At 69.3% G+C, this 8,421-nt stretch carries 9 protein-coding genes and 1 pseudogene; 3 read left to right on the top strand and 7 right to left on the bottom strand.

All coding sequences use genetic code 11. The features are described 5' to 3' along the window. Positions 1 to 81: IS3 family transposase (locus ACFYVR_RS07360; protein WP_387471220.1), on the top strand; the 81-nt coding region annotated here is incomplete at its 5' end. A 142-nt stretch (positions 82 to 223) separates the two neighbouring features. On the opposite strand, the gene ACFYVR_RS07355 is transcribed toward ACFYVR_RS07360, so the two are convergent. The 6 genes and pseudogenes from ACFYVR_RS07355 to pdxH form a co-directional block, all read right to left on the bottom strand. Then, the gene (locus tag ACFYVR_RS07355; RefSeq protein WP_387471218.1) at positions 224 to 589 is read right to left on the bottom strand and encodes an FKBP-type peptidyl-prolyl cis-trans isomerase; all 366 of its coding nucleotides are present in this window, start codon (positions 587 to 589) and stop codon (positions 224 to 226) included. Between the two features lie 12 nt (positions 590 to 601). After that, positions 602 to 949 (bottom strand): annotated as a pseudogene (locus ACFYVR_RS07350) (FKBP-type peptidyl-prolyl cis-trans isomerase); the annotation flags it as partial. Between the two features lie 3 nt (positions 950 to 952). After that, on the bottom strand, positions 953 to 2,251 hold the full coding sequence (locus tag ACFYVR_RS07345) for a citrate synthase (protein ID WP_387471174.1): 1,299 nt from the start codon (positions 2,249 to 2,251) through the stop codon (positions 953 to 955). Between the two features lie 147 nt (positions 2,252 to 2,398). Next, a complete protein-coding gene (locus ACFYVR_RS07340; RefSeq protein ID WP_387471172.1) occupies positions 2,399 to 3,313 on the bottom strand; it encodes an aldose 1-epimerase family protein in 915 nt (304 codons plus the stop codon). Between the two features lie 68 nt (positions 3,314 to 3,381). Continuing rightward, on the bottom strand, positions 3,382 to 4,728 hold the full coding sequence (locus ACFYVR_RS07335) for an MFS transporter (protein WP_387471170.1): 1,347 nt from the start codon (positions 4,726 to 4,728) through the stop codon (positions 3,382 to 3,384). A gap of 16 nt (positions 4,729 to 4,744) precedes the next feature. Then, positions 4,745 to 5,446, bottom strand: a complete 702-nt coding sequence (gene pdxH, locus ACFYVR_RS07330; protein ID WP_387471168.1) for a pyridoxamine 5'-phosphate oxidase — start codon at positions 5,444 to 5,446, stop codon at positions 4,745 to 4,747. 172 nt (positions 5,447 to 5,618) lie between these two features. Here pdxH and ACFYVR_RS07325 point away from each other — a divergent pair, with 172 nt between their 5' ends. Together ACFYVR_RS07325 and serC are read left to right on the top strand one after the other, a co-directional pair. After that, a complete protein-coding gene (locus tag ACFYVR_RS07325; RefSeq protein ID WP_387471166.1) occupies positions 5,619 to 6,743 on the top strand; it encodes a citrate synthase 2 in 1,125 nt (374 codons plus the stop codon). Positions 6,744 to 6,800: 57 nt separating this feature from the next. Next, entirely contained in the window at positions 6,801 to 7,916 is a 1,116-nt protein-coding gene (gene serC, locus ACFYVR_RS07320; RefSeq protein ID WP_387471164.1) for a phosphoserine transaminase, read from the top strand. Between the two features lie 106 nt (positions 7,917 to 8,022). Here serC and ACFYVR_RS07315 read toward each other — a convergent pair whose 3' ends face one another. Beyond that, positions 8,023 to 8,412, bottom strand: a complete 390-nt coding sequence (locus ACFYVR_RS07315) for a RidA family protein (RefSeq protein WP_387471162.1) — start codon at positions 8,410 to 8,412, stop codon at positions 8,023 to 8,025. Positions 8,413 to 8,421: the final 9 nt, after the last annotated feature.

Below are 8,421 nucleotides of genomic sequence, written 5' to 3'. Positions count from 1 at the left end.
TGGTACAACACCGAACGGATCTCCACCAAGCTCGACGGCTTGAGCCCGGTCACATACCGGGCCCAAGCCCTCGCCGCCTAGGCTTCCGATTACCCAGTCCAACTTCCGGGGACCAGTTCAACGAAGGGCACCTTCAGCCGCGGGGGTGGATCAACGCGGGTGGATCAACGACGGAGGGCCCGCATCGGCGTGCGATGCGGGCCCCCCGTCGAACGAATCGAATTCAGTTGGTGCCGAGCAGGTCGATGATGAAGACCAGCGTCTTGCCCCCGAGCGGATGCCCCGAGCCGGCGGCACCGTAGGCGAGCTCCGGCGGAACGGTCAGCTTGCGACGCCCGCCGACCTTCATCCCGGGGATGCCCTCCTGCCAGCCGGGGATCAGCCGGCCGAGCGGGAACTTCACCGAGTCGCCGCGCTGGAACGAGGAGTCGAAGACGTCGTTCGTGTCGTACTCGACGCCGTGGTAGTGCACGTCCACGACACCGCCGCGCTGCGCCTCGTCGCCGTCACCGACGGTGATGTCCTCGATCACGAGCTCGGTGGGTGCAGGACCGGTGGCCGCCTCCACCTCCGGAACCGGCGGCGGCACCACGACGTCGTGCAGGTCGATCACGAAGATCAGCGTCTTGCCGGACAGCTGGTGCCCGGAGCCCGCGGGGCCGTAGGCCAGCTCCGGCGGGATGACCAGCTTGCGGCGTCCGCCGACCTTCATCCCGGGGATGCCCTCCTGCCAGCCGGCGATCAGACCGGCCAGCGGGAAGGTGATGGACTCGCCGCGCAGGAACGACGAGTCGAAGACCTCGCCGCTGTCCAGCTCGACGCCGTGGTAGTGGACCTCGACCTTGGAACCGGGCGTGGCCTCGGCACCGTCACCGACGGTGACGTCCTCGATGACCAGTTCGGTGGGCGCGGGGCCGTCCCAGGGCTCGATCTCGGGTGCGTTGCTCATTGGTTACCGGCTTCCCAGGTCGACGTAGTTGCGTTCGGTGTAGCCCGTGTAGATCTGCCGCGGACGGCCGATCTTGGTGGCGGGATCCTCGTGCATCTCGCGCCAGTGCGCGATCCAGCCGGGCAGCCGGCCCATCGCGAACAGCACGGTGAACATGCGCGTCGGGAAGCCCATCGCGCGGTAGATCAGACCCGTGTAGAAGTCGACGTTCGGGTACAGCTTGCGCTCGATGAAGTAGTCGTCGGTGAGCGCGGCCTCCTCGAGCGCCTTCGCGATGTCGAGGAGTTCGTCGTCGCCGCCGAGCTTGGACAGGATGCTGTCCGCGGTCTTCTTCACCAGCGCGGCACGCGGGTCGTAGTTGCGGTAGACGCGGTGACCGAAGCCCATGAGCTTCACGCCGTCTTCCTTGTTCTTGACCTTGCGGACGAACTCCTTGGTGTCGCCACCGTTCGCCTTGATCTCGTCGAGCATCTCGAGCACGGCCTGGTTGGCGCCACCGTGCAGCGGGCCCCACAGCGCGTTGATGCCCGCGGACACCGAGGTGAACAGGTTCGCGTCGGAGGAGCCGACCATGCGCACCGTCGACGTCGAGCAGTTCTGCTCGTGGTCGGCGTGCAGGATCAGCAGCATGTCGAGGGCCTTGGCGATCTCCGGGTCCACCGCGTACGGCTCCGCCGGGAACCCGAAGGTCATCCGCAGGAAGTTCTCCACCAGCGACAGCGAGTTGTCCGGGTAGAGGAACGGCTGACCGACCGACTTCTTGTAGGCGTACGCCGCGATGGTCGGCAGCTTCGCCAGCAGGCGGGTCGTGGACAGCTCGACCTGCTCCGGGTCGTCGGGGTCCAGCGAGTCCTGGTAGTACGCGGACAGCGCGTTCACCGCGGACGAGAGCACCGGCATCGGGTGCGCGTTGCGCGGGAACCCGTCGAAGAACCGCTTGAGGTCCTCGTGGAGCAGCGTGTGGCGCTGGATGCGGGTGGTGAAGGCGGCCAGTTCGTCCACCGAGGGCAGCTCGCCGTAGATCAGCAGGTAGCTGACCTCGAGGAAGGTCGACCCCTCCGCGAGCTGCTCGATCGGGTACCCGCGATAACGCAGGATACCCTGGTCGCCGTCGATGTACGTGATCGCCGACTTGGTGGAGGCGGTGTTGACGAATCCGGGATCGAGGGTGGTGTATCCCGTCGCGGAAAGGAGCTTGCCCAGCTCGATGCCGTCATTGCCTTCGGTTGCTTTGGCAATCGACATCGAGTGTGCGCCACCCGGGTAGCTGAGTGTGGGCGTGGTGTCATCGACAGCGGGCACGGAGGATCCCTCTCAAACTCGAGGCTTTGCGAGTTGCAATAGTCAGTCGATTAGAGAACCTAGTCCCAGTTGCCCCCGGCCGCCCAGGGTGGGTCGCTGTTCTGCCTGGTGCGAACGAAACGAAACGCCCTGACCTGGCGATTGACGTCACACCGCAGTGATTCCCCATGTACCCGACCAGTTCGCGCCGGGAACGAGGACCACCTGATCGATCCCCGAGTTGAACGCGTCCGGCGGACACGTCATCGGCTCGACGGCCAGCGCCCGGCCCCGCTCGGGGTAGCCCTGCCCGTGCGCCGGGTCGGCGGTGAAGACCTGCACCCAGCCGAACGCGCGGTCAGTCCACAGCAGCGTGCCGGTGCCGTCGGGTGCGCGCAGTTCGTGCCGGGCGCGACCGTCGGGATCCGGCAGGATCGAACTGAACGGGGTGTCCAGCTGCACCCCGTCCAGGCGTCTCGGGGAGGTGAAGTCGTACTCGGTGCCCGCCACCGACCGGGACGGGCCGTTCGGGAGCATCCGCTCGGGATCGAGGGGCAGTCGGGTGCCGGCAGGCAGCCGCAGCGTGCACTCGTCGAGGGGCACGTCACCGACCCGGAGGAAGGCGTGCACACCGAGCCCGAACGGGGCGGGAGCCGCGCCGACGTTGGTGGCGCTGTGCGTGACGGTCAGACCGTCCGGGCCCAGCTCGTGGACGGTGCTCAGCTGCAGCGGGTACGGCCAGCCCTTGTGCAGCCCGATCCGGATGGTCTGCGCGACCCGACTCTCGGTGTGCTCGACCAACGTCCAGTCGTCACGCCGCACCAGCCCGTGGATCGCGTTGTCGCGGGCCGGTTCGGTCAGCGCCAGCTGGTGGTCGACGCCGTCGAAGTAGAACCTGCCGTCGCGGATCCGGTTCGGCCACGGCGCGAGGACGAGCCCCGCCGACAGCGGCGGACGGTCCTGTGCGGGCCAGCTCTCCGTCAGCGCCCGACCGGCGCGGGTGAGGCTGCGCAGACCGGCCCCGCGGGCCACCACCTCCGCCTCGTGGTCACCGGACCGGATCCTGTACACGGGCACACCCATGGCGCCCAGTGTCCCCGAAGCCGACGATCGCGCAAGTACCCCAACCACATTGGGCCGTCGGGCCCAGGTCACCCGTCGGCGCGGACCCCGGAGTCCGCGGGCGTCGGGGAGGGACGTCCGACGCGGTACCGCAGGAACGCCGGGAACACCAGACAGCACACCGCGACGCCGATCACGACGAGCACGCCGCCACCGGCCGCCGCGACGGCGGTGCCGAACGCGAACGCCGCCGCGCCGTGCAGCACGTCACCGATCCGGGGACCGCCGGCGACCACGACGATGAACACGCCCTGCAGCCGCCCGCGCATGTCGTCGGGCGCGACCTGCTGCAGCATCGTCGACCGGAACGCCGCCGACACCATGTCGACGGCGCCGCCGAACGCGAGGAACGCCACCGCCACCCACAGCAGCACCGCCGAACTCTGCGGGTTCGCGAACCCGACGGCGACGCCGAAGCCGACCATCGCCAGACCCCACAGCACGATGCACACCACGACGGCGAGGCCCTGTCGCCGGACGCGGGGCAGCCAACCGGAGAACACGCCGCCGATCACCGCACCCGCCGACATCGCCGCGAACAGCAGTCCCAGCGCCAGACCCCCGGACGCCGGATCACCGAACGTCTCGTGCGCGATCTGCGGGAACAGCGCCCGCGGCATGCCGAAGACCATCGCGACGATGTCGACGACGAACGACGCGAGCAGCACCTTCTGCGTCGACAGGTAGGCGAAGCCGTCGAGCACCGAGCGCAGGCCCGCCTTCGTCGTCTGCCCGGTCGGTGGGATCGCGGGCAGCCGGATCACCGCCCACATCGTCGCCAGCAACGCGATCGAATCGATCAGGTACAGGCTCGGCAGGCCGATGACCGGGATCAGCACCCCGGCGAGCAGCGGGCCGCCGATCGCCCCGAACTGCGCGACCGTCATGTTCAGCGAGTTCGCCGCGGGCAGCTGGTCGCCCGGGATCAGTCGCGGGATCACCGCGGCGCGGGTCGGCTGGTTGACCGCGAAGAACGCCTGTTGCAGGGCGAACAGCCCGAGTACGAGCCACACGTTGTTCACACCGGCCGCGGCCTGGATCCAGAACAGCACGGAGACGGCGATCATCCCGGCGGTGGTGATCATCATGAGCCGGCGCCGGTCCATCACGTCCGCGAGCGCACCGCCCCACAGTCCGAACACGATCAGCGGCACCAGGCCGAACACGCCGGTCAGCCCGACGTATGCGGAGGACCGGGTGATCTCGTACACCTGCTGGGGTACCGCGACGACGCTGAGTTGGGCACCGATCACGGTGATCAGCCCGGCGATCCACAGCCGCCGGTAGTGCGGTTCGCGCAGCGGAGTGGTGTCGGCGAGCAGGCGCCGCTTGTGTACCGTCACACCGCTCGCGGCCTCGGACCTCGTTCGCTTCACTACGGATTTCTACCAGTTACGGTTGCAGCCGCTCCGCGACCCACCCCGTTGCGGTCCGGGTCACGAGGACGCGGTTGTGCATCCGGTTCGCCCGACCCTGCCAGAACTCGACGGTCCGCGGACGCAGCAGGTAGCCGCCCCAGTCCGGCAGTCGCGGCACCTCCCCCACGTCGGCGAACCGCGCGGTCACCTCGTCCAGCTGCGCGTCCAGCGCCGCGCGCGAGGCGATCCGGTCCGACTGCTCGGACGCCCACGCCCCGAGCTGGGAGCCGCGCGGACGGGTCCGCCAGTACGCCTCGCTGACCTCGTCCGGCACCCGCGTCACCTCGCCGCGCACGGTGACCTGGTGCGCGAACGCGGTCCACGCGAACGTCGCCGAGGCGTGGGGGAAGCGGTCCAGCTGTCGCGCCTTGTTCGACCCGTAGTTGGTGTAGAACACCAGGCCGTCCTCGGACAGGCCCTTGCACAGCACAGTCCGGGACGCGGGCCGTCCGTCCTCGTCGACGGTGGCCAGCACCATCGCGTTGGGTTCCGCGGTCCCGGCGGCCGTGGCCTGGTCGATCCACCGCTGCAGCAGCGGCAGCCACCCGTCGGCGACGGTGGTCACGTCCAGATTCAGTTCCGGCGCAGACGAATTCCGGTCCTGCCCGGCGTACGCCACCCGCATCGCCGCGAGGTCGACGGGATCCGCGGCGGGGGGTTCGACATCAGACGACACAGCTGAACACGTTACTCCCGGGTACACCCTGGTCACCTGCCTCGGCGAACGGGATAGAGTTCTCGGGTGACCGCGGCGACACGTGCCTGCACCCCACGCACGCGAGCCCGACGACGGTGATGGCTAGTGCGGCCCGGACCGGCGGCACTCGGACGAGGAGAATCCACGAGAGATGACATCGAGCGCGGCAGTACCCGAAGGTTTCGTCAGCGGCCTCGAGGGCGTGGTCGCCTTCACCAGTGACATCGCCGAGCCCGACAAGGACGGCGGCGCACTGCGCTACCGCGGTGTCGACATCGAGGACCTCGTCGATCAGGGCGTGACCTTCGGCGACGTGTGGGCACTGCTCGTCGACGGCGAGTTCGGCCAGGGCCTGCCGCCCGCCGAACCGTTCCCCCTGCCCATCCACACCGGCGACGTCCGGGTCGACGTCCAGGCCGGCCTGGCGATGCTCGCCCCGATCTGGGGTTTCGAGCCGCTGCTCGACATCGACGACGCCACCGCCCGCGAGAACCTCGCCCGCGCCGCCGTGATGGCCCTGTCCTACGTCGCGCAGTCCGCACGCGGCATCTACCAGCCCGCCGTCCCGCAGAAACGCATCGACGAGGCCAAGACCGTCACCGAACGGTTCATGGTCCGCTGGAAGGGCGAACCCGACCCGGCACACGTCGCCGCCATCGACGCCTACTGGGTCTCGGCCGCCGAGCACGGCATGAACGCCTCCACCTTCACCGCCCGCGTCATCGCCTCCACCGGCGCCGACGTCGCCGCGTCACTGTCCGGCGCAGTCGGCGCGATGTCCGGGCCGCTGCACGGCGGCGCCCCGGCCCGCGTGCTGCCGATGATCGAGGAGACCGAACGCACCGGCGACGCCCGCGCACTGGTCAAGGGCATCCTCGACCGCAAGGAAAAGCTGATGGGCTTCGGACACCGCGTCTACCGCGCCGAAGACCCCCGCGCCCGGGTGCTGCGCAACACCGCCCAGCGCCTGAACGCCCCGCGCTTCGAGGTCGCCGCGGCACTCGAGCAGGCCGCCCTCGCCGAACTGCGCGAACGCCGCCCCGACCGCGCCATCGAGACCAACGTCGAGTTCTGGGCCGCGGTCATCCTCGACTTCGCCGAGGTCCCCGCCGCGATGATGCCCGCCATGTTCACCTGCGGCCGCACCGCCGGCTGGTGCGCCCACATCCTCGAACAGAAACGTCTCGGCAAACTCGTCCGCCCCGCCGCCATCTACACCGGCCCCGGCCCCCGGACCCCCGAGTCCGTCACCGGCTGGGACAAGATCAGCCGCTGAGCGGTCCCGCCCACCCCGCACGTCTCGTCATCCCCACGCAGTAAGGACACATCGCTGATGAGCTCCCCGATCATCCCCGCCGACCTCAAGCCCGTCGACGGCCGTTTCGGTTGCGGACCCTCGAAGGTCCGCCCCGAACAGTTGCAGTCGCTGGTGGAGGTGGGCGCCTCCGTGTTCGGCACCAGCCACCGTCAGAAGCCGGTCAAGGACGTCGTCGCTCGTGTGCGTTCCGGCCTGCGTGAGCTGTTCTCGCTGCCCGAGGGCTACGAGGTCGTGCTCGGTAACGGCGGCTCGACCGCGTTCTGGGACGCCGCGGCGTTCGGTCTGATCCGGGAGCGTTCGCAGCACTTCACCTACGGCGAGTTCTCGTCGAAGTTCGCGTCGGTCGCCAAGGGCAACCCGTTCATCGGCGATCCCGTCGTCGTCTCCGCCGATCCGGGCAGCGCGCCGGAGATCGTCGCCGACTCCTCCGTCGACCTGATCGGGTGGGCACACAACGAGACCTCGACCGGTGTCGCGGTGCCCGTCACGCGTCCGGCCGGCTCGGAGAACGCGCTGATCGCGATCGACGCGACGTCGGGCGCCGGCGGCCTGCCCGTCACCATCACCGACGCGGACGTCTACTACTTCGCGCCGCAGAAGTGCTTCGCCGCCGACGGCGGCCTGTGGATCGCGCTGATGAGCCCGAAGGCGCTCGAGCGGGTCGCGGAGATCAAGGACTCGGGCCGCTGGACGCCCGACTTCCTGTCGCTGCCGATCGCGGTCGACAACTCGACCAAGGACCAGACGTACAACACCCCGGCGCTGGCGACCCTGCTGATGTTCGCCGACCAGATCGACTGGATGAACGGCAACGGCGGCCTGGAGTGGACCACCGCCCGCACCAAGGACTCCTCGGCGCGGCTGTACGAGTGGGCCGAGGCGTCCGAGTTCGCGACCCCGTTCGTGACGGATCCGGCGCTGCGTTCGCAGGTGGTCGGCACCATCGACTTCAACGACGACGTCGACGCCGCCGCGGTCGCGAAGATCCTGCGCGCCAACGGAATCGTCGACACCGAGCCGTACCGCAAGCTGGGCCGCAACCAGCTGCGCATCGGCATGTTCCCGGCGATCGACCCCGAGGACGTCAGCCAGCTGACCAAGAGCATCGACTGGGTGGTCGGCCAGCTCTGATCCGCATCACCACGTGACACAGCCCCCGGCTCGACGAGCCGGGGGCTGTTTTTCTGTTTGCGTGGGATTCCTCCCGCATTCCGGGAGGAATCCCACAGTTTTCGGACTACTCCGCGACGATCGCGTCGGCCTCGATCTCGATGAGCAGGTCGGCGTCGATGAGCTTGCTGACCTCGAGGATGGTGGTGGCGGGGCGGATCTCGCCGAAGACCTCGCCGTGCGCCAGGCCGGCCTCCTCCCAGCGGCTCATGTCGGTGAGGAACATGCGGGTGCGGATGACGTCCTCGGGCTTCGCGCCGGCCTCGGCGAGGGCGGCGACGATGCGGCGCAGCGCCTCCCGGGTCTGCTCGGCGAGGCTGTCGCCGCCGACCGGGCCGTCCGGACCCGAGGCGGTGGTCCCGGACACCGACACCTGGTTGCCGATGCGGACGGCACGCGAGTACCCGATCTTCGCTTCCCAGTCGGAGCCGGACGAGATGTTGTTTCGATTCGACATGGCGGCAAT

It is taken from the genome of Rhodococcus sp. NPDC003318 (assembly GCF_042879035.1).
GTDB lineage: Bacteria > Actinomycetota > Actinomycetes > Mycobacteriales > Mycobacteriaceae > Rhodococcus_G.
The sequence above is the reverse complement of the archived record's forward strand: the minus strand, read 5'-3'. Positions and strand labels throughout refer to the sequence as shown.